Genomic DNA, 26934 nt, shown 5'->3' on the forward strand with positions numbered 1-26934 from the left:
AGTGAGAGAGCATAGTGCTGGAAGGCACATTAAGCGAGAGAGCGTCCATCAAAACGGCGCGTTAAGTGAGAGAGCGTCCTGCCAAAAGGCACGTCAAGTGAGAGAGCGTCTGGGGGTTTAGTAGACGGGCTTGTGGGGTTCCACCTCGCGCACCCAGGCGAGGATGCCGCCGTCGAGATGGCTCACCCGCTGGTAGCCTGCCTTCCGCGCCGCGGCAAGGACGTTGGCCGAACGCGACCCCGCCTTGCAGTGGAACACGATGTCCCTGTCCCGGGGGAGCTCATTCCACGCCTCGCCGGCAAGGATCCGGCCCTGCGGGATGAGCTTCGCGCCGTCGATCCGGACGATGTCGTACTCCCCCGATTCGCGGACATCCACCAGTTCAAAGTCCTTCAGCCCCGCCTTGCGCGCGGCGAGCATGGTAGCCAGCTGGGCGGCCGTGACAGTGTGCTCCGTGCCGGAGGGGACCGCCGGCGTAACGCCGCAGAACGCCTCGTAGTCGGCCAGCCCCGTGATGGGCGCGGCCGCGGGGTCCTTTGAAACACGGATCTCGCGCCAGCTTCCGCCCAAGGCGTCGAACAGCGCCACACGGCCCAACAGGGAACGTCCGACGCCGGTAATCAGCTTGACTGCCTCCGTCACCATGAGCGATCCAACGGCAGCGCACAGCATGCCGAACACGCCGCCCTCGCCGCACGAGGGCACCGAGCCTGCCGGCGGCGCCTCAGGGTAGAGGTCCCGGTAGGTGGGCCCGTGCTTTTCCCAGAAGACACTCACCTGGCCGTCGAACCGGAAGATGGAACCCCAGACGTAGGGTTTGCCCAGGATGGCGGCGGCGTCGTTGACCAGGTAGCGGGTGGCGAAGTTGTCCGCGCCGTCGAGGATCAGGTCGTACCCGGCAAACAGTTCAAGGGCGTTGGACGCGTCGAGCCGGACATTGTGCAGCCGCACGTCCACCAAGGGGTTGAGGGCGGCGATGGCGTCGCGGGCGGACTCGATCTTGGGGCGGCCCACATCCGCCACCCCATGGATGACCTGGCGCTGCAGGTTGCTGAGGTCAACGGCGTCGTCGTCGATAATTCCCAGCGTCCCGACGCCGGCAGCGGCAAGGTACAGGAGCGCCGGGGAGCCGAGCCCGCCGGCGCCGATCACCAGCACTTTGGCATTCTTGAGCCGCCGCTGACCCAGCGAGCCGATCTCAGGGATGATGAGGTGCCGCGAATAGCGTTCCACCTCGTCCGGGGTAAGGTCCGGGCCCGGTTCCACCAGCGGATCCAATGACACAGGTGAAACATTTGCGGTGAATGTCGAAGCCATACTTCAATGTATCCCCCGGATACTGCCGGGTCATATTACCCCGCAGTAAAGTGGAAGTAACAGCAACGGAAAGTAGGACAACTGTGGTCCATGAAGCACGGGCTGACCGCCCGTCAGCCGCCGAACCGCAAACTCCCCCGCGTCCCGCAGGGCAGCGGTCCGCCCGGCTTCCGCGTGACGAGCGGCGCGCGCAGCTCCTCAACGCAGCCCAGGAAGTGTTCGTGGCCAATGGGTACCACGGTGCGGCCATGGACGAGATCGCCGAGACGGCGCACGTCAGCAAACCTGTCCTGTACCAGCACTTTCCGTCAAAGCGCGAGCTGTACCTCGCCTTGCTGGAAAGCCATCTGGCCTCGCTTACCGAACTGATGCTGGGCGCCCTGAACTCCACCACCGATAATGACGAGCGCGTGCAGGCCGTCATGCGTGCCTACTTCCAGTTCATCGCCAGCGATGACCAGGCCCACCGGCTGGTGTTTGAATCCGACCTGATCAACGACCCCGACGTCAGCTCGCGGCTGGAGACTTTCAACAGGACGTTCGCCGATGCCATCGCACGCGTCATCGCCGAGGACACCAAGCTCCCCCATCTCGAGGCACAGCTGCTGGGCCGGGGGCTGGCAGGGATGGCCCAGGTCAGCGCCAGGTACTGGCTGGAAACTGACGGCAACCTGGACATCAATGTGGCCAGCGACCTCATCTACCGTTTAGCTTGGCGCGGAATCTCTCGCTTCCCCAAAGAGTCCTAGACTACAAATAAGACAACACCTCGTAGAGAAGCACGAGAAACTTTGACTGGCTGGGAGGCCCCTGTGGAGATTAAGATCGGCGTTCAGAACGTTGCCCGCGAAATTGTGCTCGAATCAACCGAGGACGCGGATTCTGTGGCCAAGGTCGTGGGGGAAGCGATCACAACGGGCAACGAACTGCGACTGAAAGATGAAAAGGGACGCCTGATCATTGTTCCCGGCGGCGCGCTTGGCTACGTGGAAATCGGTGCAGAAGAGGCACGGCGCGTAGGTTTCGGCCAGTTCTAGCGCCCGGCCACAGAACCCCGTCCGCAGCTCGAGGAGAACCATGCTTTCGCTGACCATCGTTGTACTGGCCGCCGCCGCGGCAGGCTTCATTGTCTGGGCCAACGACAAGCGGCATGCCAAGTATGGTGCAGGCCTGCCCGCCGGGGTCGCCGTGGGAGTGGCGGCCTTGAGCTGGACCATCCTGGTGGCGGCCGGGTTCGGCTACCTGCCGGGGCTGACGTGGATGCCGTGGGTCCTGCCAATCGTGCTGGGCGCAGGCGCCGCAACAGGGGCAGCGGTGTACCTCGGCCGCACGCGTGCGCGCCGGGACGCGGAAAGGCTTACGGCGATCCTCCGGGCGTAGGGCCGGCGCAAGGCAACCGGCAGCAGTGGCCGCCATCCCGTAAGGGGTGGCGGCCACTGCTCCTTAGGGACCAGTTGTTGGTGACGAGGCTACTGGCGCCCGGGCACGTACTTCGCCGGCTCGGCAACGGCCCCCGACGCTGCCGCAGCTTCACTTGCTCCCGCAGCTGCCGCGATGTCCCGGTCAGTCACCTGTCCCCCTGCGTCGTGGGACGTGTAGCGGATAAAGACGCGGTTGTAACGCCAGTCGAGGTCGGGATGGTGGTTTTGTTCCTCGGCCAGACGTCCGACGGCGGCAATCAGCTCAAGTGCGGCAACCGCCGTCGGCATCTTGAAGACAGTGACCAATCCGCCATTGTCGGCCCGCCAATCAGGCAGTCCAGCCAAGGCTTCGTCGACTCGTTCCGGGGGAAGGGCGTCTTTGCCGGCCACTGCTGCTCCTTGAGTCAAGGCGCCAGCCGGTGGACAGCGGGGCCTACAAGAACTCGGCCCGGCCTTCCATCGCCGACGACGCCAGCGCATGTTCACGGCGAGGTATGCGACCTGCCGCTTTCGCCAGCCTACCTGCGATGACGGCATGCTTGAAGGCCGCGCCCATCATGGCCGGATCCTGTGCCCGGGTCACCGCCGTGGCCAGGAGCACGGCGTCACATCCGAGTTCCATCGCCAGGGCGGCGTCGGATGCGGTACCGATGCCCGCATCCAGCACCACCGGAACCGAGGCCCGGGACACGATGAGCTCGATGTTGTGCGGGTTAAGGATGCCCAGGCCGGTGCCAATGGGCGAGCCGAGCGGCATGACCGCGGTGGCTCCCAGGTTCTCGAGCCGAAGCGCCAGGACGGGGTCGTCATTGGTGTAGGCGAAAACCTTGAATCCCCGGCTGACCAGCTGCTCGGTGGCGTCCACGAGTTCCACGGCATCCGGCAGGAGGGTGTGTTCATCAGCGATGACTTCCAGCTTCACCCAGTCGGTTTCCAAGGCCTCCCTGGCAAGCTCCGCGGTGAGGACAGCGTCCCGGGCAGTGAAGCACCCCGCCGTGTTGGGGAGGACCTTGATGCCGTGGTCCACGAGCAGCTGGAAAAGCGAGCCGGCCTCATGGGGTGAATAGCGCCGCATGGCCACGGTGGTGAGCGAGGTGCCGGAAGCCAGGAGCGCGGCGCCAAGGCCCTCCAGGCTGGGCGCGCCGCCGGTGCCCATGATGAGCCGGGATCCGAGCGCGACGCCGTCGATCACCAGGGGGTCATGAAGGTCCGGCCGGGTGCCGGCGAGGGTGCTGCGGGTTTCCATCATGGTGGTCAGCCTCCCTGTACTGCCGTGACAAGTTCGACGTCGTCACCCTCGGTGAGCGCGGTGGCAAACCACTGGCTCCGTGGCACCACGTGGGCGTTGCGCGCCACGGCGACGCCCAGCTTCCGGCCATCGGTGGCCTGGCCGTCAGCCGCCAGTGCGCGGCCGGTGACCTCGGTGACGAGCGTGGTGATGGATGCGCCGTCGGCGACTGTATGTCCGGTTCCGTTCAGGGTGATGTTCATGCTGTCTCCTTGGGGTTGGGTGGGGTGGCCGCTGCAGCAGGCCGAACAGCGGCGCCGGAAAAGCGGCCGGGGTTGAAGGGGGCCCAGCGGGGGTCCGCCCTGCCTTCGAGCAGGTCCCGGCATATCGCGGCCGCTGCCGGGGTGAGGAGGACGCCGTGGCGGAAGAAGCCGGTGGCAATGATCAGCCCTTCCACGTGGCTTTGACCTGCAGGGCCGTCCTCCAAGGGGACCCGCCCGAGCAGCGGGGCGTTGTCAGGTGTGCCGGGACGGGCCCGGGCTGTGCATTCCAGCAGCTCAAGTTCTGCGACCGCAGGCACCAGGACCTGGGCGTCGCGCAGCAGCTGGTAGACGCTCCCTGCCGACACTGCCCCGGCGCTGGTTCCGCTGTCCTTCTTCCCCAGTGCGTCCTCACGCTGCGTTGCCCCGATCACCACGGTGCCGTCCTGCCGGGGGACGATGTACACAGGGATCCCGCGGACCAGTCCGCGCACGGTGGAAGTCAGCAGCGGCTGGAGGTGGGAGGGGACGGCGAGGCGAAGAATGTCGCCGTGGACCGGGCGCAAGGGCAAGTGCAGGTTTTCCGGCAGCCCGGTGAGGGCCGCGGCGTGCAGTCCGTTGGCCACCACCGTCTCCCTGGCCGCCACCGTTCCTCCGCCCTCCAGCGTGACGCCGGCGACGGCTCCGTCCCGCCAGAGCAGGCCCGCTGCCCGGTCCGGAACGGCGTAGCCCTCGGCGGCGCCGGCCACGAAGCTTCCGCCGCTCCCGGTTCCGCCGGTGTGCCGGGCCAGGGCACGGCGGAGGCAGGCCACCAGCAGCCGGGGATCCACCTGGTGGTCCGCCGGTGTATCCAGCGCCGAGGCAATGGCCGGGCTCAACAGCGGCTCCCGGCGCCGGGCTTCACGGATGGTGAGGGGCTCAACCGTCAGCCCGTTGGCCTGCTGCACCCCGCGCAGGTCCAGCAGCGCCTGCCGGTCCGCGGCGTCGGCACCCAGGGCGAGGGTCGGCGTCGTAAGATAACCGGGATCCGAACCGGCGGCCGCGGCGAGGCCTGCGGCAAAACCCGGCCAGCGCCCGGAGGCCTCCAGCATGAGTTCCAGGAGGTCCTCCTCCTGGTAGTGCAGCTCGCTCACCGGGGCAAGCATCCCCGCCGCGGCCCAGCTGGCACCGGATCCGGGGGCGTCATCGATGACCACCGCTGAATGCCCGGACCTTCTCACCTCCCAGGCGATGCCGTGGCCGATGACTCCCCCGCCGATGACCGCAACGTCGGCCTCCAGTGAAGAGCCGGGCGCGGGCCGGTACGGGGCTTCGAGCGCATTGGGCATGAGTGTCTCCTTCCCTACGCCGGTATTAGCCGGATCAGGTCAAGCGGTCGGCTCTGACGCCCTCTCAGCCCGGCGCTTTATGACAGCTGCCGCGGCTCCCGCAGTACGAGGCCAAGTGTAGAGGAACTAGGCTGGCACCCATGAATGTGTCCCGCCCTCCTGCCGCTGCATCCCCCGTCCCTGCTACAAACGCCTTTCTCAACGCCGGAGGCGGTTCCGGCGTGCAGGCCGCGCGCCTTTACCTCTGCACGGACGCGCGCCGGGAACAGGGCGATTTCGGGCAGTTCGTCGATGCCGCCTTCGCAGGCGGGGTGGACATCATCCAGCTGCGGGACAAGTCCATCGAAGCCGCCGAGGAGCTGGAGCTCCTGGCCGTACTCAAGGAATCGGCGGTGCGCCACGGCCGGCTGTGGGCGGTGAATGACAGGGCGGACGTCGCAGTGTTGTCCGGAGCCCCGGTATTCCACATCGGCCAAAAGGACCTGCCCCTCAAGGCGGCCCGGACGCTGTTGAACGGCAACGCGGCCATCGGCCTGTCAAGCCACAGCCCGGAGCAGGTGGACGCCGCCCTGGCTGCCGCCGCCGGCCCCTCGGCGCTGGACTACTTCTGCGTGGGGCCGCTCTGGGCAACTCCCACCAAGCCCGGACGGGCCGCCGTCGGGCTTGACCTGGTGAGGTACGCCGCCGCTGCTGTTGCAGGGGCGGAAGGGCAGGAGGACACGTTTGACAGCGGTGTGCCCTGGTTCGCGATCGGCGGCATCGACCACTCCAATGTTGAAGAGGTGGTGGAAGCCGGCGCACGCCGGATCGTGGTGGTCCGGGCCATTACTGAGGCTGATGATCCGGCCGCGGCCGCTGCCTCGCTCCGCAGCGCCCTGGACGGCGCCCGCCCATAACCCCGCACCGGACGGCTGTGCCTCTCCCGGCCGCTTCCGTGCACTATTGACGAAATTCGGGCTACGCTGATTTTCGTGTCACATCATCGGCTGGCCCCCAGTGTCCACGAGCACACCAATGCCCTCGAAGCGGCGCTGGGCGCGCTCCGGAGTGAGCTTGAGCTGCCGGGCGCGTACCCTGACGATGCCGTGAAGGACGCCGAGGCCGCCGTGTCCGCATTGCAGCTGCCGTCCCATGACCTGACGTCCGTTGAATTCATCACCATCGATCCGGCGTCGTCCACCGACCTGGACCAGGCGCTGTTCATCGAGCGCGACGGCGGCGGCTACCACGTTCTCTACGCCATCGCCGACGTGCCGGCGTTCGTTGCCCCGGGCGGCCCGCTGGACGCTGAGACGCGGCGCCGGGGACAGACCTTTTACACGCCGGACGGCCGCATCCCGCTGCATCCGGAAGTGATCAGCGAGGGGGCGGGAAGCCTCCTTCCGGGACAGGACTGTTCCGCGTTCGTGTGGGACTTCCGTCTTGACGGTGATGCGCAGGTCACTGCCGTCACGGTGCGGCGTGCCCGGATGCGCAGCCGCGCCAAGCTCAGCTACAAGGGCGCCCAGGCGGAACTTGACGGCGGCAGCCCCTCCCCTGTGCTGCTCCTCCTCAAAGAAGTGGGCCTCAAGCGCGTGGAACTGGAGCGTGCCCGGGATGGTGCCAGCCTGAACATGCCGGACCAGGAGATTGTCCAGCTTCCCGACGGCGGCTACCGGATTGCCGCCGCACCGCAGCTGCCCGTGGAGGACTGGAACGCCCAGATATCGCTGATGACCGGCATGGCAGCCGCGCAGCTCATGCTGGCCGGAAAAGTGGGCATCCTGCGCACCATGCCCGCCCCGGATGAGCGTTCCCTGAACCATTTCCGACTGCAGACAGAGGCCCTCGGAAAGCCGTGGGACGGCGAAGTCAGCTACGGCGAATACCTCCGCAGCCTGGACCCCACCCATCCCCGCCAGCTCGCAATCCTCCACTCCGCGGGGATGCTTTTCCGCGGGGCCGCCTATACGGCCTTCGACGGCACCGTCCCGGATGACGCCGTGCAGTCCGCCATCGGCGCAGCGTACGCCCATACCACCGCCCCGCTTCGCCGCCTGGTGGACCGCTTTGTGCTGGTCACCTGCGAGGCCTTGAGTAATGGCGGAGAGGTGCCCGGGTGGGTGCGGGATGCACTGCCGTCGCTTCCCGAGATCATGGCCGGCTCGGACCAGCTGGCATCCCGGATGGAGCGCATGGCGCTGGACACCGTGGAGGCGGCGCTGCTGATCAACCACGTCGGACAGGAGTTCGACGCGATCGTCATTTCAGGGTCGAAGCCCCAGAAGGAGAACGGGAACGGCGGCATAAGCCGGAACGGCAACGGCAAGGGCAAGAACGGCAACGGCGGCTCCGGGATCATCCAGATCGCCGAACCTGCAGTGACGGCGCGCTGCGCCGGAGAACTGGAGGCCGGAACCAAGGTCCGGGTGCGCCTCATATCCTCGGACATCGCCACGCGTGATGTGCATTTCGAACTGGTGCCGAAGGTGCCGTGAACCGGGGCGGTTTTGCGGCATAACCGGGCCGCAGCGCGGGCAAAAGCCGGATTTCCATGCCCTTGCGGCTAGACTGAAGGAGTAGAAATGGATGCCCGGTCGTTGATTTCCTTGATTTGAAACCAACAAGCCCGCCCCTACGCGATCTTGAGAACCACCCGCTGGTCACCAGTGCCAGCATAAAGATAGCCCGCGATCGGCTTCCACTGGAATTGCTTGCGCGCCTGAGCGTGCTCCGGAACGGCCTGCCGGCCGGCCCGTTGAGCAGGCAGCGCCATTGCCCAAATGAATAAGGAAACTCCCCGTGAGTGAATTGCATACCCACCAGCTTTTGACGGACGACTCCGGCACCGAAACGCTTGAGCCCGAAGAAACCATCATCTCCGACGAGAAGCCGCACGAGATTGAGGAGAAGTCCTTTGCGGACTTCAACGTCCGCGCCGACATCGTGGAGTCCCTGGCCGACGCCGGCATCACCCACCCCTTCCCCATCCAGGCCATGACCCTGCCGGTGGCACTCTCCGGACACGACATCATCGGCCAGGCCAAGACCGGCACCGGCAAGACCCTGGGTTTCGGTATCCCGGCCCTCCAGCGGGTTGTAGGCCGGGACGACGCCGGCTACGAAAAGCTTGCCGTCCCAGGCGCACCGCAGGCATTGGTCATTGTTCCCACCCGTGAACTGGCGGTTCAGGTCGCCAACGACCTGCAGACTGCATCCCGCAAGCGGAATGCACGCATCGCCACCATCTACGGCGGCCGCGCCTACGAGCCGCAGGTGGAGGCGCTGAAGAACGGTGTGGAAGTTGTGGTGGGAACCCCCGGGCGCCTCATCGACCTCTACAAGCAGAAGCACCTGAGCCTGAAAAACGTAAAGATCGTCATCCTGGACGAGGCTGACGAAATGCTTGACCTCGGCTTCCTGCCCGACGTCGAAACCCTGATCGCAGCAACACCGGCCGTCCGCCAGACCCTGCTGTTCTCCGCTACCATGCCGGGCCCGGTCATCGCCATGGCCCGGCGCTACATGACCCAGCCCACCCACATCCGTGCGGCGGATCCGGATGATGAAGGCCTCACCAAGCGCGATATCCGCCAGCTCATCTACCGTGCGCACAGCATGGACAAGATCGAGGTCGTCTCCCGCATCCTGCAGGCCCGGGGCCGCGGCCGGACCATCATCTTCACCAAGACCAAACGCACTGCCGCCAAGGTTTCCGAGGAACTCGTGGACCGGGGCTTCGCGGCCGCCGCCATCCACGGCGACCTCGGCCAGGGTGCCCGCGAGCAGGCCCTCCGGGCCTTCCGCAACAACAAGGTGGACGTCCTGGTGGCAACCGACGTCGCCGCGCGCGGCATCGACGTCGACGACGTCACACACGTCATCAACTACCAGTGCGTGGAAGACGAGAAAATCTACCTGCACCGCGTGGGCCGCACCGGCCGCGCCGGCAACAAGGGCACCGCCGTCACCTTCGTGGACTGGGACGACATGCCCCGCTGGGGACTGATCAACAAGGCCCTGGGCCTGAGCGTGCCGGAGCCCGTGGAGACCTATTCGTCGTCCCCGCACCTCTTTGAAGACCTGGACATTCCCGAAGGCACCAAGGGACGGCTCCCGCGCGACAAGCGCACCCTGGCCGGAGTTGACGCCGAAGTCCTGGAAGACCTGGGCGAAACGGGCAAGAAGAACGCCCGCGGGGGCCGCGACGCAGGCCGTGACGCCGGCCGCTCCGGCGGCCGTGACAGCCGCGACCGGGACAACCGGGAACGCGGCGGCAGGCGCGAAGGCGGGCGCAGCGGCGACTCCGCTGCCCGCACAGGCGAGCGCCGCCGTCGTACGTCCGAGCCTGCCGCAGCTCCCGTTGCTGCCGGTGATGGCAACGCCGCTGCAGGCGAAGCAGAGCAGCCCTCCCGCACCCGCCGCCCCCGCACGCGCACCCGGCGCCGCAACGGCGAGGTAGTGGGCGGCGACAAGGCCACGCAGCCCGGCAGCAGCGAGGCCTAAAACCCTCCATGACTGACACTGTCTGGGCGCCGGACGGCAGCAGCCTGGTGGTCCACGCAGACAACGCGGACTTCCTTCCCTCGCTGCCGGACGGCGCCTTCACGCTGATATATGTGGATCCGCCGTTCAACACCGGCAGGGCCCAACGGCGCCAGCAGACCACCATGGTGGCCAATGCGGACGGCGCCGGCGACCGCGTCGGATTCAAGGGGCGCTCCTACGACACCATCAAGGGAGCGCTCCACCGGTATGACGATGCGTTCAGCGACTACTGGTCCTTCCTGGAGCCCCGGCTCGTGGAAGCGTGGCGCCTGCTGGCGGAGGACGGCACCCTGTACCTGCACCTCGATTACCGCGAGGTGCATTACGCCAAGGTGATGCTGGATGCGATCTTCGGCCGGGAGTGCTTCCTGAACGAGATCATCTGGGCGTACGACTATGGGGCCCGCGCCAAGAACCGCTGGCCCACCAAGCACGACAACATCCTGGTGTATGTCAAGAACCCGGCGAAGTACCACTTCGACAGCGCCGAGGTGGACCGCGAGCCGTACATGGCACCGGGCCTTGTGACGCCCGCCAAGCGCGAGCTGGGGAAACTGCCCACGGACGTCTGGTGGCACACCATCGTCTCCCCCACCGGCAGGGAGAAAACCGGATACCCGACGCAAAAGCCCGAGGGCCTGGTCCGCCGGGTGGTTGCTGCCTCAAGCCGTCCCGGCGACTGGTGCCTGGACTTCTTTGCCGGCTCCGGGACCCTGGGTGCAGTGGCGGCCAAGATGGACCGGAAGTTTGTGTGCGTGGACCAGAACCAGCCGGCGATCGACATCATGGCCAAGCGCCTGGGTGCCCATGCGGAGCTCGCCGCGTTCCCGCCCAACTAGGTAGCGCTAAGTGTCGTTTTGACCCCTCAAAACGACACTTGGCGCGACTTACTTCACCTCAGCGCGGGCCCTCGCACCAGGGTTACTCCCCCGCGCGCACCACCCTGGTACCCGTCCCCAGTTCCTCAATCCGGGCGAGGACGTCCGGTGAGGTGAGGTTCTCCCCCAGCACGTTGGGCTTGCCGGTGCCGTGGTAGTCCGACGAGCCGGTAATGAGAAGGTCATGCTTGGCCGCGAGCCGCCGCAGGAAGCCGCGCCCCTCCTCCGGATTGTCCCGATGGTCGATCTCCAGGCCCGCCAGGCCGGCGTCGATCATCTCCTGGTAGACGCGCTCCCCCACGATGCGTCCCCGGGAGGACGCCACGGGGTGGGCGAAGACGGGCACTCCGCCGGCAGCGCGGACCAGTTCGACGGCGATGGCAGGCGCGGGTGCGTAGTGCTGGATGAAGTAGCGCGACCGTGAGGTGAGAATGGAGGCAAACGCCTCCGAACGGTCCTCCACGACGCCCGCAGCCACGAGGGCGTCTGCGATGTGGGGCCGGCCGAGGGTAGCGCCCGGGGCCACATGATGGATGACGTCATCCCAGGTGAGGGGGTAGTCCTCGGCAAGGAGGGTGACCATCCGCTCGGCTCGGGTGTGCCGGGCGTCCTTGGCCTTGGTGATTTCCTCAAGGAGCCCCGGATGCTTCGGATCGTGGAGGTAGCTCAGGAGGTGCACGCTGATGCCCTCCTCCGTCCGGCAGGAAACCTCCATCCCCGGTACCAGGGCAACACCGTGCTCAACAACTGCCAGGGAGGCTTCGTCCCAGCCGGCAGTGGAGTCATGGTCCGTCAGCGCTATCACGTCCAGGCCGGCGCGGGCAGCGGACGCCATGACGTCTGCCGGATTCTCGGTACCGTCGGAAACATTGGAGTGGGCATGCAGGTCGATCCTCACCTGTCCAGACTAGTTGACCTTGAGTTCACCCCGCGTATGCCCGGCCGCAACCCATGTCGGCGGACACACCTCCTGGGGAACCGGCCCAGCCGGTGCTCCGCCTGTTCGCGCAGCCGCGGAGCTGGTGAGACGATGGTCCCGTGAACGATGCCGAAAACACCCCGAACTCTGCTTCCCAGCCCTTGGACGAGCGCGTCAACAACCGCTCCCAGCGGCCCAGTTCCGACGCCTTCAAGGCCTTTATGGCCAGCAACTGGGCACCCTCCCACCAGGAACTCCCCGAGCGCGACGCCGTGGCCGGCTACGCCGCGGCCCGGCGCAAGGCCATCTCCAGCCAGTTCAAAGGTGAACGCCTGGTCATCCCCGCTGGCCCGCTGAAGGTCCGCTCCAACGACTGCGATTACCGTTTCCGCCCCCACTCCGGTTTTGCCCACCTCACCGGGCTGGGCCTGGACCACGAGCCTGACGCGGTGTTGATCCTGGAGCCGGCGGAGGAAGGAAAGGGCGACGACGGCGGCAACCACCGTGCCACACTGTACTTCCGGCCCTTGGCGGGGAGGGACACAGAGCAGTTCTATGCAGACTCCCGTTCGGGTGAATTCTGGATCGGCGCCCGCCCCACACTGGCTGAGTTCGAAGCACGCCTGGGCCTCGCGACGGCCCACATCGACCAGCTCGAGACGGCAATCACCAAGGATGTGGGCGCCCCGGAGATCGGCGGCGTTTCCATCCGCCTGGTCCGGAAAGTGGACGAGAACATCGATGCACTGGTGGACACCGCCCGCTACAACACGGCAAAGGACCCGGAGAACCTGGACCTCGAGGTCCTCGATGCCCTCGACGAGAAGCTGAGCGAAGCCCTCTCCGAACTGCGCCTGCTCAAGGACAGCTGGGAGATCGAGCAGATGAAACTCGCCGTGGCCGCCACCGTTGAAGGTTTCGAGGTAGTGGTCAAGGTCCTTCCCCGCGCCCTCACTCATGCCCGCGGTGAGCGGGTGGTGGAAGGCGCGTTCTTTGCCCGTGCGCGCGAAGTCGGGAACGAACTCGGATACGACACGATCGCCGCTTCAGGCAACAACGCAACCGTGCTGCACTGGACGCGCAACACCGGGAAGATCCACGCCGGCGAGCTCCTGCTGCTGGACGCCGGAGTGGAAGCGGATTCCCTGTACACGGCAGACATCACGCGGACCCTTCCCGCCAGTGGCGTGTTCAGCGACATCCAGCGCAAGGTCTACGAAGCAGTGCTGGATGCTGCCGACGCCGGTTTTGCCGCCGCGCAGCCCGGCGTCAAGTTCCGCGACATCCACACAGCGGCAACGACGGTATTGGCTGAACGGCTTGCCGAGTGGGGCCTCCTGCCCGTCACGGTAAAGGAAGCCATCAGCCCCGAGGGCCAGCAGCACCGCCGGTGGATGCCGCACGGCACCAGCCACCACCTGGGGCTCGATGTCCACGACTGTGCCCAGGCCAAGCGTGAACTCTACCTTGACGGCATCCTCACAGAAGGCATGGTGTTCACCATCGAACCCGGCCTGTACTTCAAGAACGAGGACCTGGCCATTCCGGAGGAATACCGCGGGATCGGTGTCCGGATCGAAGACGACATCCTCATGACGGCCAACGGGCCGGTCAACCTGAGCGCCGCCCTGCCGCGCAAGGCCGGGGACGTGGAGGACTGGATGGCCGGGATCTACCGTGAAGCCGACGGAACCAAAGAGTCCTAGCCGGAGAAGAAAAAGCGGGGCTACCGGAAGAATTTTCCGGTAGCCCCGCTTTTGCCTTTGGCCGGTGTGCGCTACTGGCGCGTCTCGCCCGGGTGCTGCTGCTTGTCTGCGTCCAGCTGCCCGTCGGCGGGTTGCCCGTGGTCCGCGTGCTCTTCATTTTGGGGTTGGGCGGGGCCTGCAGCAGGACCCTGCGGCAGCCGGACACCATACTGGGGCCGGCCGTCCGGCAGGTCCGGGTAGCGCACAGCCCGTGCCGGGGCCGGCTGCTCCTGGACGGCGGCGTCCTGGCGCGGCCCGGCACCGGCGTGGTCACCGGGCTGCTCCTGCACGGATGAACCGGCGGACGACTGGCCGTAGGGGTCACTCCATCCTGAGGGACGGGCCGGAGCCTGGCCCGGCTGCGGGGGCTGGTACGGCTGGCCCTGGTAGTCACGCTGGGTATACGGCCCCCCGCCGGCAGCCGCGTCCGAGCGCGTCATCGGCAGCTGCTGAAGGAGCCGGCGCGCCTCGTGTGCGGCTTCCGGCGACACCACGACGTCGTAGCTGGTGGCCACCACCTGGCTGGTGGAGGTGAAGTCGCGCTTGCCCCGCTGCATCGCGTAGGTGACGATGCCGAAGAGCATAAAGAACGCTGCGCCCATCAGCACCGACGCGAGGATGGAAAAGTACCCCGGTGACGGTGCGAAGAAGGAGAGCATGACGCCAACGAACAGGCCGAACCACATGCCGCTCAGCGCTCCGGACAGGGCGACCCGGGGATAGCTCAGGCGCCCCGTGACCCGCTCCACCATCTTCAGCTCGTTGCCCACGATGGACACCATGTGCACCGGGAACTGCTGGTCCGCGAGGTAATCCACGGCCTTCTGGGCATCCAGGTAGGAGGTGTAGGAACCCACGGTGTCGCCGGCGGGGACGGCCCGGGCCTCGTCCATTCCGCCGGGCCCGCCGGCCTTGGGAGCACCAAATATGTTTGCCATACCCCCATTCTTGCCCATGAGCATGTGTGCCGCCTGTAAATTCAGCTAAAAGAGAGCAGACTCGGTAGCCTGTAGGAGTGAGCACAACTCCTACCCGCGTCTTCGTGGCGCGCCTTCTGGGCCTCGACGTCTTCGACCCGCTGGGCGACCGGCTGGGCCGGCTGCGCGATGTTGTTGTGCTGTCCCGTGGAACCCAGGGCGCCCCGCACGTGGTGGGCATCGTCGTCGAAGTTCCCGGTAAGAAGCGCGTGTTCGTGCCCATGACCCGGATCACCTCCATCGACCAGACGCAGATCATCTGCACCGGGCTGGTCAACCTCCGCCGCTTTGAGCAGCGCGGCGCCGAAACCCTGGTGGTGGCCGAAATGTTCGACCGCCGCGTCACGCTCCGGGACGGAAGCGGCGATGCCACAATCGAGGACATTGCCATGGACCAGACCCGTTCCGGGGACTGGTTCGTCAGCAAGCTCTTTGTCCGGCGCGGCCACTCCCTTTCCCCCTTGAGCCGGCTTCGCCGCAATGAAACGCTGATCATCGACTGGGCTGACGCCCTCCAGGGCGCGCGCACCGAGCCGCAGGCCGCCACCCAGTTCGTGGCCAACCATGAAGACCTCAAGCCCGCGGACTTCGCGGAGGCCCTGCAGGAAATGAGCGATAAACGCCGTTTCGAAGTGGCGAGCGAACTGCAGGATGAGCGCCTCGCGGACGTCCTGCAGGAGCTCCCGGAGGACGACCAGGTGGAGATCCTGTCTGCCCTGGACGTCCAGCGCGCCGCGGATGTCCTGGAGGAGATGGATCCGGATGACGCCGCCGACCTCCTCGGCGAGCTCCCTTCCGCCCAGGCCGAAGAGCTGCTCCAGCTGATGGAGCCCGAAGGCGCAGAGGACGTCCGGCGCCTGCTGGAGTATGACGAGGACACCGCCGGCGGCCTCATGACCCCGGTGCCTGTCATCCTGCCGCCCGAAGCCACAGTGGCCGAGGCGCTGGCGCATGTCCGGCGCGAGGAACTCTCCCCCGCGCTGGCCTCCTCCATCTTCATTGCCAGGCCCCCGCTGGAGACGCCCACGGGCCGTTTCCTGGGCGTGGTCCACATCCAGCAGCTGCTCAGGTTCCCGCCGTTCGAACCGCTCGGCAACCTGGTGGACAAGAACCTTGAGCCGCTGTCGGACCAGGCGCACATCAGCGAAGTCGCCAGGACCCTGGCTACCTACAACCTGAACTCCCTGCCCGTGGTCAATGACGCCGGCCGGCTCGTGGGGGCGGTGACTGTTGATGACGTTTTGGATCATCTGTTGCCGGATGACTGGCGAGCCCATGACGGCGAAGCCCCGATAAGAAGGCTTGGTGGCCGTATTGGCTGACAGCAGCGCTCCCAAGAACCCCAACCAGCGGATGCCGGCCAAGGCCGCGGCGAAGGGCAGCCTGGACACGCCGCTCAGCGGCCGCCAGCGGATCCTGCCCAAGTTCTCCCCGGACCCCGATGCCTTCGGCCATGCCACGGAAGGCTTCGCCCGCTTCATGGGCACCCCGCAGTTCCTTGTCTACATGACCGTTTTCGTGGTCATCTGGCTGGCCTGGAATACGTGGGCTCCCCTTGCCTGGCAGTTCGATTCCCGCGACCTCGGTTTTACCCTGCTGACCCTGATGCTGTCCCTGCAGGCCTCCTACGCGGCACCGCTGCTGCTGCTGGCGCAGAACCGCCAGGACGACCGCGACCGCGTCTCGCTCCAGCAGGACCGCCAGCGGGCTGAACGCAACCTGTCAGACACCGAGTACCTGACCCGGGAGCTCGCGTCCCTGCGGATTGCGCTCCGTGAGGTTGCCACGCGCGACTACGTCCGTGCCGAGCTGCGCTCCCTGCTGGAAGACATGCTGGAAGCCCAGGAAGAGCTCCGGACCCATGATCCTGCCGGGCAGGCGCAGCACGAATCCCCGCGCGACAAGATCAGGGAAAAGCTGAAGGAACAGCGTGACCGCCAGCGGAATCCCCGCACCCAACAGATTCCCCGGGTTAAGCCCGGCCACTCCGCCCAGGACCGTTAATGAACGCATCGACCGCCAACCCCGCGTTGGCTGACGCCGTCGCCGCTGCCCTGGCCACGGTCATTGATCCCGAGCTCCGCCGCCCCATCACCGAGCTGGGCATGGTTGAGTCCGTCGACATTTCCGACGACGGCAGGGTCAGCCTTGCTGTCCTGCTCACCATTGCCGGCTGCCCGCTCCGGGACACCATTACGGCCGATGCCACAAAGGCGCTGCTGGCCGTCCCGGGAGTGGCCGCCGTCGACGTTGAGCTCAAGGTGATGACGCAGGAACAACGCGATGCCCTCAAGGAGCTGCTCCGCGGCGCCGGCGGCCAGCGCGGCATCCCGTTCAACCAGCCGGAGTCCCTCACCAGGGTCTATGCCGTGGCGAGCGGCAAGGGCGGCGTGGGAAAGTCCTCCGTGACCGTCAACCTTGCCTGCGCCCTCGCCGCCCAGGGCCTGCGGGTCGGGATCGTGGACGCGGATGTGTACGGCTTTTCGGTTCCTGGCCTCATGGGCATCACCCAACCGCCCACCCGCGTGGATGACATGATCCTTCCCCCGGTCGCCTATGGCGTGAAGGTGATCTCGATCGGGATGTTCGTCAGCGGCAACCAGCCCGTGGCCTGGCGCGGACCGATGCTCCACCGCGCCCTTGAGCAGTTCCTGACGGACGTCTACTTCGGCGACCTCGACGCCCTTTTCCTGGACCTGCCGCCCGGCACCGGTGACATTGCGATCTCAGTGGCCCAGCTCTTGCCGAAAGCCGAAATCCTGGTGGTCACCACACCGCAGGCTGCCGCTGCCGACGTCGCGGAGCGCGCCGGCGCCATAGCCACGCAGACTGGCCAGAAAGTGGCCGGCGTCATCGAGAACATGTCCTACCTGGAAATGCCCGACGGCGGCAGGATGGAACTGTTCGGAAGCGGCGGCGGGTCAGTCCTCGCCGAGCGGCTGACGGCAACGGTAGGCGCAGAGGTGCCGCTCCTGGGGCAGATACCGCTTGATATCCGGCTGCGGGAGGGCGGCGATTCCGGTGTCCCGATTGTCCTCGGGCAGGCGGATACACCCGCTGCCGCGGCGCTGTCCGGCATCGCCGGCCGGCTGGCGGCAAAGCCGCGCGGCCTGGCCGGGATGAAACTGGGGCTGCAGCCCCGCTAGGAAGCGGCTACGTGGCCTCGGTGTCGAAGGGCGCGGCCTCGCCGGGGGGCAAGGACTGGAGCACCCGTTCCGGCCGCCGCGGCGCAGCCTCCGCCGCCACAGCCGCGGCGCCGGAGACGGCAGCCACTGCAGCGGGCGCGCCGGCGCTCACCGGTTTGGAGTCGTCGTCCAGGAGCGCCTCTTTGATGATGCGCCGCGGATCGTACTGGCGGGGGTCGTACTTCTTCCAGTCGACATCATCGATGTCGATGCCCACTTCTTCCTTGATCTGCTCACGGGCACCGGACGCCATGCGCCGGACTTCCTTGACCAGATTGGCCAGTTTCTGGGTGTATTCGGGCAGCCGCTGGGGACCGATCACCAGAACCCCAATGATCAGCAGAAGAAAGAACTCCGGGCCGTTGATTCCAAACACTTTAGGAAGATTACCCTCTCCGGGCTGCCAGTGACGATTTCCGCCCGGGGGCCCGGGTGACTGTGCGTTCTACGGGGTGAAAAAGGCAACGATGCGGTTAACTCCACGTTGCAGCCGCGTGCTGATTGGTTCCTCCGCCGCTTCCGGGGAGGCACCCGCGATACCTGCCGCGACGCCTTCCTCAGCCTGGGTGCCGAGCCGCTGCAGGATAGGCAGGGCATCGTCAGCCTCCTCGGCGGGCAAGTCGGACTCGTAGAGAAAGGTGTGGCCGGGCGTCCGGTAGGTTGCCGACCACGGCGAGGACCGCCACACCCGCAGGGGGCCGCTGTCCTGGCTGGTTATGGCCTGCGGGACGATCCGCTGTTCGGTCACCGTTGCATGGTGGGTTCCGTCGGTCAGCCGCAGCTCCACTGCCGGCTGGCCATTGAGCACGGTGGCCCTCGCGGACTCAAGCCGGAAGCCCATCGCTCCAAGCTCGGGGCATGCCCATCCTTCAGAACGCAACTGGGTGAGCTGTTCCCCGGTCAGCTGCCTGCCGTCCGCAGGTGTCCGGGACGAGACGTGGGAGAGTGCGGCCTGGTTGCCTGTGGCGTCCCCCGGAAGGGGATCTCCTGCCGCGGCAAAAGCACCGGCGGCCAGCACGCCCGCAGCTGCCACACTGCCGCCTGCAGCCAGGGCAAGGACACGGACGGCGCTCCGGGACGACGCCGGCCGGTGAGAGTCTGCAGGAGGCATGGCGGCCAGCTCCTGCGTTCGGGCCAGCAGGCGGGCCGTCAGGTCGTCACTGGCCGGAGGGATGGGAGCATCCCGGAGCCGCTCCAGATACTGGCGCTCCCGCCGCACGGCTGAATGGCATTCGTGGCAGGACTGAAGGTGGCTGCGGGTGCGCTGATGCCTGCGTCCGAATGGGGAACGGGACCTCATGCGCCGTTCAGAGGATACCGGCGATGCGCGGCATGGACAGTTTCCGGCGCGACTGCTGCGGACGCGGATCCCGGTGGGCCAGCTTCTCCCGCAGCATGGTCCGGCCGCGGTGGATCCGGGAACGGACGGTGCCCAGCTTCACGCCCAGGGCTTCCGCCACTTCGTCGTAGGACAGCCCTTCAAGGTCGCACAGAACGACGGCGGCGCGGAAGTCAGGCGGCAGTTCCTCCAGCGCGGCCTGGACGTCCACATCGAGGTTGTTCAGCTCAAAGCTCTGTTCGGGGCCCGGTTCACGGCCGGGAAGCCGCGACTCAGCGTCCTCGGCAAGGGCATCGAACCTGATCCGGGTCTTCCTCCGTGCCTGGTCCAGGAAGAGGTTGGTGGTAATCCGGTGCAGCCAGCCGTCCAGGGTGCCGGGCTTGAAATTCTCCAGTGAGCGGAAGACGCGGACGAACACTTCCTGGGTGAGGTCCTCGGCGTCGTACTTGTTGCCGGTCAGGCGGTAGGCGAGCCGGTAGACTTTCGCCGAGTGGTTGGTGACCACTTCTTCCCAGGTGGGACGGACCCACTCCGGATCAGGATGACTTGCTGCAGGGACAGGTGCCACTACTGAAGATGACATCGTCCACTCCCCTCGTGGAATGCTAACGCCCGGATACTGTTGACATCACTGATTCGGCGCCGGTCACCTTTTGGATGAGCGGATAATAATCATTTCAAACTTGTCTGGGAATTTCCTGATTGTCCGGAAGTTCAGCCGTGGGCGCAACCGCCCGCCTCCGCAGCTGTTGCCACCGGACACAGTAGGCTGTAAAGGACATTCCCCTGCCGCCCAGAAAGCGAAACCCATGAGCGCCGACAAGTCCACCAGCTGGTCCTATGCAGAAGATCTGCCCGCTGAGGATGAGGTCATGCTTCGGGCCCGGGAGCGCTCCTTCGAGCTGGGTGTCACACCGGTTGGACCGGGGGTGGGCGCAGTCCTGACCGTGCTGGCGGCCGCGTCCAAAGCCCAGACCGCCGTCGAAATCGGGACCGGCGCCGGGGTCTCCGGCGTCTGCCTGCTCCGTGGCCTCGGCCCGCAGTCCGTCCTCACCACCATCGATGTGGACGTGGAGCACCTCAAGGCCGCCCGCGAGGCATTTTCCGAGGCAGGCAGCCCGGCCAACCGCACCCGCACCATTTCCGGAAGGGCCGGTGACGTCCTGCCGCGCCTGACCGACAACGCCTACGACCTGGTGTTCATCGACGCCGACAAACCAGGGCTCCCGGGCTATGTTGAGCAGGCCATCCGGCTCCTGAAGCCCTCCGGCCTATTGATCATCAATGACGCGCTGGACAAGGACAAGGTTGCCAACCCCGCCGGCCGTGAAGCTACCACAGTGGTCTTGCGCCAAATCGGTAAGGCAATCCGCGACGACGAGAGGCTTGCGTCCGCCATGCTTCCCACCGGTGACGGGCTGCTGGTAGCGGTCAAGAAGTAGGCACGAAGATACGCTCAGGGCCCGCAGCCTGCCGGCTGCGGGCCCTGAGCGGCACGATTATTCGGTAACGCCGACGAGGCATTCCTTGAGGTTTGCTGCTTCGGCAGCGTTCAGCTCGACCACCAGGCGCCCGCCGCCCTCGAGCGGGACGCGCATGATCAGGCTGCGGCCCTCCTTGGTGACTTCCATTGGGCCGTCGCCGGTGCGTGGTTTCATAGCCGCCATGAGGAATTCCCCTCCATTTTGTCCCAGGACTGATCAGCCCGGGCGGGCTGTGTCCGCATGTCGATCAAGCCGCTATGGCGGAGTGGATGGACACCGCCAAGGCTGAGCGTACTCTGAATGCTTTTTGTCCTTGCTTACTTACCATTATCGCGGAATTACCCGCACGTAGCTAATCGATGGACATTTCCAACGTCTTGCTATTTGAGTCCTGACCTGCACGAAAGTCCAAAAGGCTAGGGTGGATAATCCCCGCCGCCGGGCAATTGGGCCCAGGCCCACAACCACACGATCCAGACAATCTGCAGCAGCAGGAACATGATGACCATGGTCCACCGGTAGGCCCGCGAGCCGGATACCAAAACCGCACCCAGCGCGAGCGGAAACAGCGGCAGGAGCATGCGGAAGGTACTGGTCTGCGGATGCAGGAACACCACCAGGTAGCCCATGTAGCAGGCGCACCACAGCCGGAGCTCAACGCCGAGCTGCCGCACGGGCGGCAGGAACAGCATGGCGCCGAAAAGTGCCACGAAGACGAACGGCGCCAGCAGGCCCAGGACCGGGCCAAAGAGGTCGACGCCGGTATCGAACCAAGGCTTGAACGGCACCAGGTCGTGGCCCCGCCACACGGTTTCCGTCTTTGTATACGCCTGGATATCGCCTGTTGCTGCCCAGGCGGCGGCGGGCCAGGCAAGCGCCATCGCCCCGCCGACGGCGGTGAGGGCGGCCAGCGCCGCGAGGTCGCCGTTTGAGTGGGTTCCTTTCCGCTGCCCGTTGACGGCCGGGCGGGACCCGAACCGCTCCCACAGGTGGCGCAGGAGGAGCAGCCCGAGCATGGCCGCGAACGGGACACCCACCGGACGGGACAGGCACAGGAGCACCACCACCGGGATGGACCACAGGTACTGCCTGCGGACCACCAGCAGCAATGCTGCCGCGAGCAGCAGCAGCGACAAGGACTCGGCGTAAGGCACCTGGAGGATGGCGGACACCGGGAAGGTGGCAAAGAAGGCCACTCCCCATAAGGCGGAAGCATGGGCGGCCTTGTGCCGGAAGAGGATGTAGACAACCAGGGCCGCTCCCCACCCGGCCAGCATGGCGATGATGGTCAGCGAGGCAGCGGGGACAAGTCCGGTCAGTCCGCTGAGGCCTCCGGCCAGCGCAGGAAACAACGGATAGAAGGCCCACGCGTTTTCCTGGACATTGCCGGCAGCATCAGTCGGCAGGACGGAGGGATAGCCCCTGGCGATGACCTGGCCGTACCAGCGCGCATCCCAGATGTTGATGAAGTTCCAGTAATCCGGCTTGGCGGGGAACCATGGATTGGGCCCCTGGTGCAAAGCGGCAGCCATGAAGATGCCGGCGCTGACCAGCCGGGCTGCGAAGTAGATAGCGGTAACCTGCAGCCACCATGTCCAGCCTTGGATGGCCCGCCAGGCCTGTGCGGCCAACGCCTGAAGGGTCGGGACAAATCCTGCCTGGCGCCGTGCCACCGTGCTCACAGCGGGTCCTCATGAGGCGCAGTGCTGTGTCCGTCGGATTCCGGTCCACGCGGAGCTGCCATAGCCACCAGCGCTGCCCGAAGCCCGTCGATTTCCTGCTGTTTGGAGGCGAGCTGGTCCCGCAGCTCATCCAGGACCTGGTCCACCTGGTCCATCCGGTAGCCACGGAGGCCAAGGGAGAAACGCACGCGGTCAATGTCCTCCGGGGCTGCCTGTGCGGGCAGCAGGACCGGAGGAAGGTTGGCTGGCGGCTGCTCGAAACCGGCGCCGGGCAATCCGGGCAGGAGTCCTGCGCCCGTCTTGCCGGAACGCAGCCCCAGGCCGATCCAGAAGACCACCCCAATCAGCGCCATGGCCAGGAAAACCAGAAAAAAGCTCACCGTTCCATCGTGCCAGACGGGATGGGGCGTCGCCGTCCGGACGCTCGGGCTACTCCGGCCGCTGCTCCCCGTTAAGCGAGGGGGTGATGGCAACGTGGAGCACCCGGTCCACCGCTTCAGCTGGATCATCCACCACCTGGATCAGGTCCAGGTCCTTTTCGGAGACCATGCCTTCCGCCACCAGGGTTCCCCTGATCCACTCGATCATGGGACCCCAGAATTCGACGCCGAGCAGCACGATGGGGAACGACGTCACCTTTCGCGTCTGCACCAGCACCATTGCCTCAAAAAGTTCGTCGAGCGTGCCCAGGCCTCCGGGCAGGACGATGAACCCCTGCGCGTACTTGACGAACATGGTTTTGCGGGCAAAGAAATACCTGAAATTGATGCCCAGGTCCACCCACTGGTTCAGGCCCTGCTCAAAGGGAAGTTCGATGCCCAGGCCCACGGACACGCCATTGCCTTCAACAGTGCCGCGGTTGGCGGCTTCCATGGATCCGGGACCGCCGCCGGTGATGACGGCAACGCCCGCCTCGGCCAGTTTCCGCCCCACTTCCACACCCATTTCGTAGTAGGGGCTGCCGGGTTTGGTGCGCGCCGAACCGAAGACGCTTACGGCCTTACCGATGTCCGCCAGGGCACCGAAGCCTTCCACGAACTCGCTCTGGATGCGCAGGACACGCCAGGGGTCAGTGTGGACAAACTGCCCGGGACCCTTGGTGTCGAGCAGATGCTGGTCAGACATGTCCACGGCCGCCTGCTTGCGGCGAAGTTCAAGGGGGCCCTTACGGCGCGGCTGGGAATTTCTGGCCGGATCTGCGTTGATGCTCATTCACCAAGGCTAACCTCCCGCGGGAGGTATCTCTTGAATCACGATCCGCAGGAAGTTGCGGTGATTCGCGTCATAAACAGATGTTGTTCGCTAGATTCTTTCTTATGACTACTCATGTGCCCGGAGATGCCCTTGTCTCCCTGAACGGCGTAAATAAGCACTACGGCCAGCTGCATGTTTTGAAGGACATCAACCTGCAGGTCCGCAAGGGCGAGGTTGTTGTGGTCATCGGGCCCTCCGGCTCCGGTAAGTCCACCCTCTGCCGTGCCATCAACCGCCTGGAGACCATCGAGGCCGGAACCATCAGCATCGACGGGAAAGTGCTTCCGGAGGAAGGCAAGGAACTCGCCCAGCTCCGCGCCGACGTCGGAATGGTCTTCCAGTCCTTTAACCTCTTTGCCCACAAAACCATCCTGGAGAACGTGACGCTCGGACCCATTAAGGTCAAGGGCGTCGCCAAGGCCACGGCGGACAAGGACGCCATGGCCTTGCTTGAACGCGTCGGCGTAGGCCACCAGGCCCCCAAACTGCCGGCGCAGCTCTCGGGCGGCCAGCAGCAGCGCGTGGCCATCGCACGGGCTTTGGCAATGAAGCCGAAGGTCATGCTGTTTGATGAGCCCACTTCGGCTCTGGACCCGGAAATGATCAACGAGGTCCTGGACGTCATGGTCCAACTGGCCAAGGAGGGCATGACCATGATTGTGGTCACGCACGAGATGGGCTTTGCCCGCAAGGCCGCGGACCGCGTCGTCTTTATGGCCGACGGCCAGATTGTCGAAGACGCCACCCCGGAAGAATTCTTCACCAACCCGAAGAGCGAACGTGCCAAGGACTTTCTCTCCAAGCTCCTGACGCACTGATTCGCACCTGAACAAGCACTCCCAGTTCGCACCGAGGCCGTGACCCACGGCCATCAATGAAAGGAATGTCATGAAGGCATTTATGACCCGGCGGAAATCATTCTTCGTGGCGGCTACCGCTGCCCTCGCCCTGTCCCTGAGCGCCTGTGGCGGAGGCGGCACGGGCACCACGGCCGATCCCACTGTGGCCGAGAAGCCGTCCTTCGCTGCCGGCACCACCATGGAGAAGCTCTCCAAGGCCGGCAGCATCAAAATCGGAACCAAGTTCGACCAGCCGCTCTTCGGCCAGGTGGGCCTGGACGGCAAGCCGGTCGGGTTCGACGTCGAAATCGGCAAGCTGATCGCCGCCAAGCTGGGCATCGCCGCTGACAAGATCGAATGGTCCGAGACCGTCTCCGCCAACCGCGAACCCTTCATCGAGCAGGGCAAGGTGGACCTGGTGATCGCCACGTACACCATCAACGACAAGCGCAAGCAGGTAGTCAGCTTCGCCGGGCCGTACTACGAGGCCGGACAGGCCCTCATGGTGAACAAGGACAACGACTCCATCAAGAAGCCTGAAGACGTCAAGGGCAAGAAGGTCTGCTCCGTGACGGGTTCGACGCCGGCCGCCACCATCGTGGAGAAGTACGGGGCAGAGCTGGTCCCCGCCGCAACCTACTCCGCATGCCTGGAACCGCTGCGCAACAAGCAGGTTGAAGCAGTCACCACCGACAACGTCATCCTCGCCGGCTTCGTGGACAAGGAACCGGACGCCTTCAAGCTGGCCTCCGACGAAACGTTCACCAAGGAGCCCTACGGCATCGGCCTGAAGAAGGACGACACCGAGTTCCGCAACTGGATCAATGACCAGCTGGAGTCCTTCGAAAAGGACGGAAGCTACAAGAAGGCCTGGGAGGCAACCGCCGGCACTGTCATTAAGACTGCGCCCAGCCTGCCCGCAATCAACCGCTACTAGGCGGCCCGTTCGTTGCCGGGACCGGTCCGCCGGTCCCGGCAACGCCACGCCTTCCCTTCCGTCCACTCCCAGAGCCGAAGGATCACATGGACGTCATTCTTGAAAACCTGCCCCTGTACTGGAACGGTTTTCTCCGCACCCTCTTTCTTTCAGCCGTATCCGGGATCATCGCGCTCGTGCTGGGCACGCTCCTTGCGGCTGCCAGGGTTTCTCCGGTTGCTGCCCTGCGCGGCTTCAGCACCGTCTACGTCGAGGTTCTCCGGAACACACCCCTGACCATCGCCTTTTTCTTCGCGGCCGTCGTGCTCCCCCGCCTCGGGGTCAAATTTGAGCAGTTCGAGATTGCCGCGATCATTGCCCTCAGTACCTACACCGCAGCGTTCATCGCCGAAGCTGTCCGCTCTGGTGTCAACAGTGTTCCGGTGGGACAGGCTGAGGCCGCCCGCAGTATTGGCATGAAGTTCGGCCAGGTGCTGTCCCTCATCATCCTGCCGCAGGCCTTGAGGACGGTGATCCCGCCGCTGATCAACATCCTGATCGCCCTGGTGAAGAACTCGTCCGTGGCCGGCGCGTTCTTTGTCCTGGAACTCTTCGGCTACGGCCGGCAACTGGCCAACGCCAACGGTGACGCCGTCATCGCGGTGCTGCTGGGTACTGCGTTCTTCTATCTGCTCCTCACCGTTCCGCTGGGCATCCTGGCCAGCACGGTGGAACGAAAGGTGGCGATTGCCCGATGAGCTCAGTCCTTTATGACGTTCCCGGCCCCAAGGCCCGGCGCGTCTCCCTGATCGCTTCGATCGCCGGCTCCGTGCTGATCCTCGGGCTGCTGGCGTGGATTGTCATGACCCTCGCGCAGCAGGGCATTTTCGAAGGCCGGCGCTGGCAGATCTTCACCCGCGGCGACGTGTGGACGCTCCTGGCCAACGGCCTCGGCGCCACCCTGAGCGCAGCAGCCCTGGCGGCGGTTATCGCCTTCCCCCTGGGGCTGCTCCTCTGCCTGCTGCGCATCTCTGACGCGGCCTTCATCAGGATCCCCACCCGGGTGGTGCTGGAGTTCCTCCGCGGCATGCCCGTGGTCCTGATGATGCTGTTCGTCCTGCTGGGCTTCGGTACCTCGCCGTTCATTGCTGTTGTCACCGGCCTGGTGCTCTACAACTCAGCAGTGTTCGCCGAAATCATCCGGGCCGGCATCCAGTCGCTGCCGAAAGGGCAACGTGAAGCCGGGCTGGCCATCGGCCTGACGAGTTTCCAGTCCCGCATGCTGGTCGAGCTTCCGCAGGCGATCCGCCGCATGATGCCTTCCCTGGTGGCGCAGATGGTGGTCCTGCTGAAGGACACCTCGCTCGGCTACATCGTGGCGTACGGCGAGCTCCTGCGCGCTGTCCAGGTGATGGCGGACTTCCTGGGGACGCAGTTCCTGTTCCCCATCTTCTTTGTGGCGGCCGCAATCTACATCGCCATCAACATCTGCGTTTCCCGCCTCGCAGTGTGGATCGAGCGCCGCGGCTCCAAGAAGGCAGCCGGTGGTGTGGCCAAGGCTGAACCCGAAAAGGCCGAGGCACCGGTACCGTAAACAGTTCCAGTTTCCTACAACGATGGCCCGGACCTGCAGTG

At 65.8% G+C, this 26934-nt stretch carries 31 protein-coding genes and 1 riboswitch; of the genes, 16 read left to right on the forward strand and 15 right to left on the reverse strand.

Annotation, left to right across the window (positions count from 1 at the left end):
* Positions 1 to 117: 117 nt before the first annotated feature.
* Positions 118 to 1317 (reverse strand): molybdopterin-synthase adenylyltransferase MoeB, encoded by a 1200-nt coding sequence (moeB, locus tag C3B78_RS13350; protein WP_104998497.1) that lies wholly within the window; start codon positions 1315 to 1317, stop codon positions 118 to 120.
* A gap of 83 nt (positions 1318 to 1400) precedes the next feature.
* Between moeB and C3B78_RS13355 the strand changes: the two genes are divergently transcribed.
* From C3B78_RS13355 to C3B78_RS13365, 3 genes are all read left to right on the forward strand, one after another.
* The gene (locus C3B78_RS13355; RefSeq protein WP_104998498.1) at positions 1401 to 2066 is read left to right on the forward strand and encodes a TetR/AcrR family transcriptional regulator; all 666 of its coding nucleotides are present in this window, start codon (positions 1401 to 1403) and stop codon (positions 2064 to 2066) included.
* A 63-nt stretch (positions 2067 to 2129) separates the two neighbouring features.
* Complete coding sequence (locus tag C3B78_RS13360; protein ID WP_104998499.1) at positions 2130 to 2354, forward strand: DUF3107 domain-containing protein; 225 nt, start codon at positions 2130 to 2132, stop codon at positions 2352 to 2354.
* 40 nt (positions 2355 to 2394) lie between these two features.
* On the forward strand, positions 2395 to 2697 hold the full coding sequence (locus tag C3B78_RS13365) for a hypothetical protein (protein ID WP_104998500.1): 303 nt from the start codon (positions 2395 to 2397) through the stop codon (positions 2695 to 2697).
* 89 nt (positions 2698 to 2786) lie between these two features.
* Here the strand turns inward: C3B78_RS13365 and C3B78_RS13370 are convergent, their stop codons facing one another.
* The 4 genes from C3B78_RS13370 to thiO form a co-directional block, all read right to left on the reverse strand.
* Entirely contained in the window at positions 2787 to 3128 is a 342-nt protein-coding gene (locus C3B78_RS13370) for a 4a-hydroxytetrahydrobiopterin dehydratase (protein WP_234005392.1), read from the reverse strand.
* Positions 3129 to 3171: 43 nt separating this feature from the next.
* Positions 3172 to 3984 (reverse strand): thiazole synthase, encoded by an 813-nt coding sequence (locus C3B78_RS13375; protein WP_104999792.1) that lies wholly within the window; start codon positions 3982 to 3984, stop codon positions 3172 to 3174.
* 8 nt (positions 3985 to 3992) lie between these two features.
* Complete coding sequence (gene thiS, locus C3B78_RS13380) at positions 3993 to 4229, reverse strand: sulfur carrier protein ThiS (RefSeq protein ID WP_104998502.1); 237 nt, start codon at positions 4227 to 4229, stop codon at positions 3993 to 3995.
* Positions 4226 to 5554, reverse strand: a complete 1329-nt coding sequence (gene thiO / locus C3B78_RS13385; protein ID WP_104998503.1) for a glycine oxidase ThiO — start codon at positions 5552 to 5554, stop codon at positions 4226 to 4228. The genes thiS and thiO overlap by 4 nt, the downstream gene beginning before the upstream one ends.
* Positions 5549 to 5666: riboswitch (TPP riboswitch) on the reverse strand. (Overlaps the previous gene by 6 nt.)
* Before the next feature lie 28 nt (positions 5667 to 5694).
* On the opposite strand from thiO, the gene thiE reads away from it, so the two are divergent.
* Positions 5695 to 6450, forward strand: a complete 756-nt coding sequence (gene thiE, locus C3B78_RS13390) for a thiamine phosphate synthase (protein ID WP_104998504.1) — start codon at positions 5695 to 5697, stop codon at positions 6448 to 6450.
* 75 nt (positions 6451 to 6525) lie between these two features.
* Positions 6526 to 8031 (forward strand): RNB domain-containing ribonuclease, encoded by a 1506-nt coding sequence (locus C3B78_RS13395; RefSeq protein WP_104998505.1) that lies wholly within the window; start codon positions 6526 to 6528, stop codon positions 8029 to 8031.
* A 137-nt stretch (positions 8032 to 8168) separates the two neighbouring features.
* On the opposite strand, the gene C3B78_RS19715 is transcribed toward C3B78_RS13395, so the two are convergent.
* Complete coding sequence (locus C3B78_RS19715; RefSeq protein WP_157241710.1) at positions 8169 to 8309, reverse strand: hypothetical protein; 141 nt, start codon at positions 8307 to 8309, stop codon at positions 8169 to 8171.
* A gap of 26 nt (positions 8310 to 8335) precedes the next feature.
* On the opposite strand from C3B78_RS19715, the gene C3B78_RS13400 reads away from it, so the two are divergent.
* Positions 8336 to 10039 (forward strand): DEAD/DEAH box helicase, encoded by a 1704-nt coding sequence (locus tag C3B78_RS13400; protein ID WP_104998506.1) that lies wholly within the window; start codon positions 8336 to 8338, stop codon positions 10037 to 10039.
* An 8-nt stretch (positions 10040 to 10047) separates the two neighbouring features.
* Positions 10048 to 10920: a DNA-methyltransferase gene (locus C3B78_RS13405; protein WP_104998507.1), complete on the forward strand. Its 873-nt coding sequence runs from the start codon at positions 10048 to 10050 to the stop codon at positions 10918 to 10920.
* 82 nt (positions 10921 to 11002) lie between these two features.
* Here C3B78_RS13405 and C3B78_RS13410 read toward each other — a convergent pair whose 3' ends face one another.
* Positions 11003 to 11857, reverse strand: coding sequence for a PHP domain-containing protein (locus tag C3B78_RS13410; protein ID WP_104998508.1), 855 nt, complete (start codon positions 11855 to 11857; stop codon positions 11003 to 11005).
* 140 nt (positions 11858 to 11997) lie between these two features.
* Here C3B78_RS13410 and C3B78_RS13415 point away from each other — a divergent pair, with 140 nt between their 5' ends.
* Complete coding sequence (locus C3B78_RS13415) at positions 11998 to 13584, forward strand: aminopeptidase P family protein (RefSeq protein WP_104998509.1); 1587 nt, start codon at positions 11998 to 12000, stop codon at positions 13582 to 13584.
* 71 nt (positions 13585 to 13655) lie between these two features.
* Here the strand turns inward: C3B78_RS13415 and C3B78_RS13420 are convergent, their stop codons facing one another.
* Entirely contained in the window at positions 13656 to 14561 is a 906-nt protein-coding gene (locus tag C3B78_RS13420) for a general stress protein (RefSeq protein ID WP_104998510.1), read from the reverse strand.
* Between the two features lie 77 nt (positions 14562 to 14638).
* Here C3B78_RS13420 and C3B78_RS13425 point away from each other — a divergent pair, with 77 nt between their 5' ends.
* From C3B78_RS13425 to C3B78_RS13435, 3 genes are read left to right on the forward strand one after another with little or no spacing between them, the layout of a single operon-like run.
* Positions 14639 to 15922, forward strand: coding sequence for a magnesium transporter MgtE N-terminal domain-containing protein (locus C3B78_RS13425; protein WP_104998511.1), 1284 nt, complete (start codon positions 14639 to 14641; stop codon positions 15920 to 15922).
* Entirely contained in the window at positions 15906 to 16604 is a 699-nt protein-coding gene (locus C3B78_RS13430) for a DUF1003 domain-containing protein (protein WP_442778244.1), read from the forward strand. The genes C3B78_RS13425 and C3B78_RS13430 overlap by 17 nt, the downstream gene beginning before the upstream one ends.
* Positions 16604 to 17746 (forward strand): Mrp/NBP35 family ATP-binding protein, encoded by a 1143-nt coding sequence (locus C3B78_RS13435; protein ID WP_104998513.1) that lies wholly within the window; start codon positions 16604 to 16606, stop codon positions 17744 to 17746. The genes C3B78_RS13430 and C3B78_RS13435 overlap by 1 nt, the downstream gene beginning before the upstream one ends.
* 7 nt (positions 17747 to 17753) lie before the next feature.
* On the opposite strand, the gene C3B78_RS13440 is transcribed toward C3B78_RS13435, so the two are convergent.
* From C3B78_RS13440 to sigE, 3 genes are all read right to left on the reverse strand, one after another.
* Complete coding sequence (locus tag C3B78_RS13440; RefSeq protein ID WP_104998514.1) at positions 17754 to 18161, reverse strand: Sec-independent protein translocase TatB; 408 nt, start codon at positions 18159 to 18161, stop codon at positions 17754 to 17756.
* A 69-nt stretch (positions 18162 to 18230) separates the two neighbouring features.
* A complete protein-coding gene (locus C3B78_RS13445; protein WP_104998515.1) occupies positions 18231 to 19004 on the reverse strand; it encodes an anti-sigma factor in 774 nt (257 codons plus the stop codon).
* A gap of 88 nt (positions 19005 to 19092) precedes the next feature.
* Positions 19093 to 19707: an RNA polymerase sigma factor SigE gene (sigE, locus tag C3B78_RS13450; protein WP_104998516.1), complete on the reverse strand. Its 615-nt coding sequence runs from the start codon at positions 19705 to 19707 to the stop codon at positions 19093 to 19095.
* 226 nt (positions 19708 to 19933) lie between these two features.
* Between sigE and C3B78_RS13455 the strand changes: the two genes are divergently transcribed.
* Complete coding sequence (locus C3B78_RS13455) at positions 19934 to 20566, forward strand: O-methyltransferase (RefSeq protein WP_104998517.1); 633 nt, start codon at positions 19934 to 19936, stop codon at positions 20564 to 20566.
* Between the two features lie 57 nt (positions 20567 to 20623).
* Here C3B78_RS13455 and C3B78_RS13460 read toward each other — a convergent pair whose 3' ends face one another.
* The 4 genes from C3B78_RS13460 to C3B78_RS13475 all read right to left on the reverse strand — a co-directional run bounded on the left by C3B78_RS13460 (position 20624) and on the right by C3B78_RS13475 (position 23502).
* Positions 20624 to 20791, reverse strand: a complete 168-nt coding sequence (locus C3B78_RS13460; RefSeq protein WP_009357720.1) for a DUF3117 domain-containing protein — start codon at positions 20789 to 20791, stop codon at positions 20624 to 20626.
* 233 nt (positions 20792 to 21024) lie between these two features.
* Positions 21025 to 22290 (reverse strand): hypothetical protein, encoded by a 1266-nt coding sequence (locus C3B78_RS13465; RefSeq protein WP_199775253.1) that lies wholly within the window; start codon positions 22288 to 22290, stop codon positions 21025 to 21027.
* Positions 22287 to 22670 carry a DivIVA domain-containing protein gene (locus tag C3B78_RS13470; protein ID WP_104998518.1) on the reverse strand — a complete coding sequence of 128 codons (384 nt, stop codon included), beginning with the start codon at positions 22668 to 22670 and terminating at the stop codon, positions 22287 to 22289. The genes C3B78_RS13465 and C3B78_RS13470 overlap by 4 nt, the downstream gene beginning before the upstream one ends.
* A 49-nt stretch (positions 22671 to 22719) precedes the next feature.
* A complete protein-coding gene (locus C3B78_RS13475; RefSeq protein WP_104998519.1) occupies positions 22720 to 23502 on the reverse strand; it encodes a TIGR00730 family Rossman fold protein in 783 nt (260 codons plus the stop codon).
* Between the two features lie 104 nt (positions 23503 to 23606).
* On the opposite strand from C3B78_RS13475, the gene C3B78_RS13480 reads away from it, so the two are divergent.
* The 4 genes from C3B78_RS13480 to C3B78_RS13495 all read left to right on the forward strand — a co-directional run bounded on the left by C3B78_RS13480 (position 23607) and on the right by C3B78_RS13495 (position 26893).
* Positions 23607 to 24362 (forward strand): amino acid ABC transporter ATP-binding protein, encoded by a 756-nt coding sequence (locus tag C3B78_RS13480; protein WP_104998520.1) that lies wholly within the window; start codon positions 23607 to 23609, stop codon positions 24360 to 24362.
* Between the two features lie 70 nt (positions 24363 to 24432).
* Positions 24433 to 25320 carry a glutamate ABC transporter substrate-binding protein gene (locus C3B78_RS13485; protein ID WP_104998521.1) on the forward strand — a complete coding sequence of 296 codons (888 nt, stop codon included), beginning with the start codon at positions 24433 to 24435 and terminating at the stop codon, positions 25318 to 25320.
* A gap of 86 nt (positions 25321 to 25406) precedes the next feature.
* On the forward strand, positions 25407 to 26057 hold the full coding sequence (locus C3B78_RS13490) for an amino acid ABC transporter permease (protein ID WP_104998522.1): 651 nt from the start codon (positions 25407 to 25409) through the stop codon (positions 26055 to 26057).
* Positions 26054 to 26893, forward strand: a complete 840-nt coding sequence (locus C3B78_RS13495; RefSeq protein ID WP_104998523.1) for an amino acid ABC transporter permease — start codon at positions 26054 to 26056, stop codon at positions 26891 to 26893. The genes C3B78_RS13490 and C3B78_RS13495 overlap by 4 nt, the downstream gene beginning before the upstream one ends.
* Positions 26894 to 26934: the final 41 nt, after the last annotated feature.

Origin of the sequence: Arthrobacter sp. PGP41 (assembly GCF_002953935.1) — a bacterium.
Classification (GTDB): Bacteria; Actinomycetota; Actinomycetes; order Actinomycetales; family Micrococcaceae; genus Arthrobacter.

Coding starts and splice junctions, on each gene's coding strand:
- moeB (WP_104998497.1), bottom strand. CDS start 1,317: ATGGCTTCGACATTCACCGCAAATGTTTCACCTGTGTCATTGGATCCG.
- C3B78_RS13365 (WP_104998500.1), top strand. CDS start 2,395: ATGCTTTCGCTGACCATCGTTGTACTGGCCGCCGCCGCGGCAGGCTTC.
- C3B78_RS13375 (WP_104999792.1), bottom strand. CDS start 3,984: ATGGAAACCCGCAGCACCCTCGCCGGCACCCGGCCGGACCTTCATGAC.
- thiS (WP_104998502.1), bottom strand. CDS start 4,229: ATGAACATCACCCTGAACGGAACCGGACATACAGTCGCCGACGGCGCA.
- thiO (WP_104998503.1), bottom strand. CDS start 5,554: ATGCCCAATGCGCTCGAAGCCCCGTACCGGCCCGCGCCCGGCTCTTCA.
- thiE (WP_104998504.1), top strand. CDS start 5,695: ATGAATGTGTCCCGCCCTCCTGCCGCTGCATCCCCCGTCCCTGCTACA.
- C3B78_RS19715 (WP_157241710.1), bottom strand. CDS start 8,309: ATGGCGCTGCCTGCTCAACGGGCCGGCCGGCAGGCCGTTCCGGAGCAC.
- C3B78_RS13405 (WP_104998507.1), top strand. CDS start 10,048: ATGACTGACACTGTCTGGGCGCCGGACGGCAGCAGCCTGGTGGTCCAC.
- C3B78_RS13420 (WP_104998510.1), bottom strand. CDS start 14,561: ATGGCAAACATATTTGGTGCTCCCAAGGCCGGCGGGCCCGGCGGAATG.
- C3B78_RS13435 (WP_104998513.1), top strand. CDS start 16,604: ATGAACGCATCGACCGCCAACCCCGCGTTGGCTGACGCCGTCGCCGCT.
- sigE (WP_104998516.1), bottom strand. CDS start 19,707: ATGTCATCTTCAGTAGTGGCACCTGTCCCTGCAGCAAGTCATCCTGAT.
- C3B78_RS13455 (WP_104998517.1), top strand. CDS start 19,934: ATGAGCGCCGACAAGTCCACCAGCTGGTCCTATGCAGAAGATCTGCCC.
- C3B78_RS13460 (WP_009357720.1), bottom strand. CDS start 20,791: ATGGCGGCTATGAAACCACGCACCGGCGACGGCCCAATGGAAGTCACC.
- C3B78_RS13475 (WP_104998519.1), bottom strand. CDS start 23,502: ATGAGCATCAACGCAGATCCGGCCAGAAATTCCCAGCCGCGCCGTAAG.
- C3B78_RS13480 (WP_104998520.1), top strand. CDS start 23,607: ATGACTACTCATGTGCCCGGAGATGCCCTTGTCTCCCTGAACGGCGTA.
- C3B78_RS13485 (WP_104998521.1), top strand. CDS start 24,433: ATGAAGGCATTTATGACCCGGCGGAAATCATTCTTCGTGGCGGCTACC.
- C3B78_RS13490 (WP_104998522.1), top strand. CDS start 25,407: ATGGACGTCATTCTTGAAAACCTGCCCCTGTACTGGAACGGTTTTCTC.
- C3B78_RS13495 (WP_104998523.1), top strand. CDS start 26,054: ATGAGCTCAGTCCTTTATGACGTTCCCGGCCCCAAGGCCCGGCGCGTC.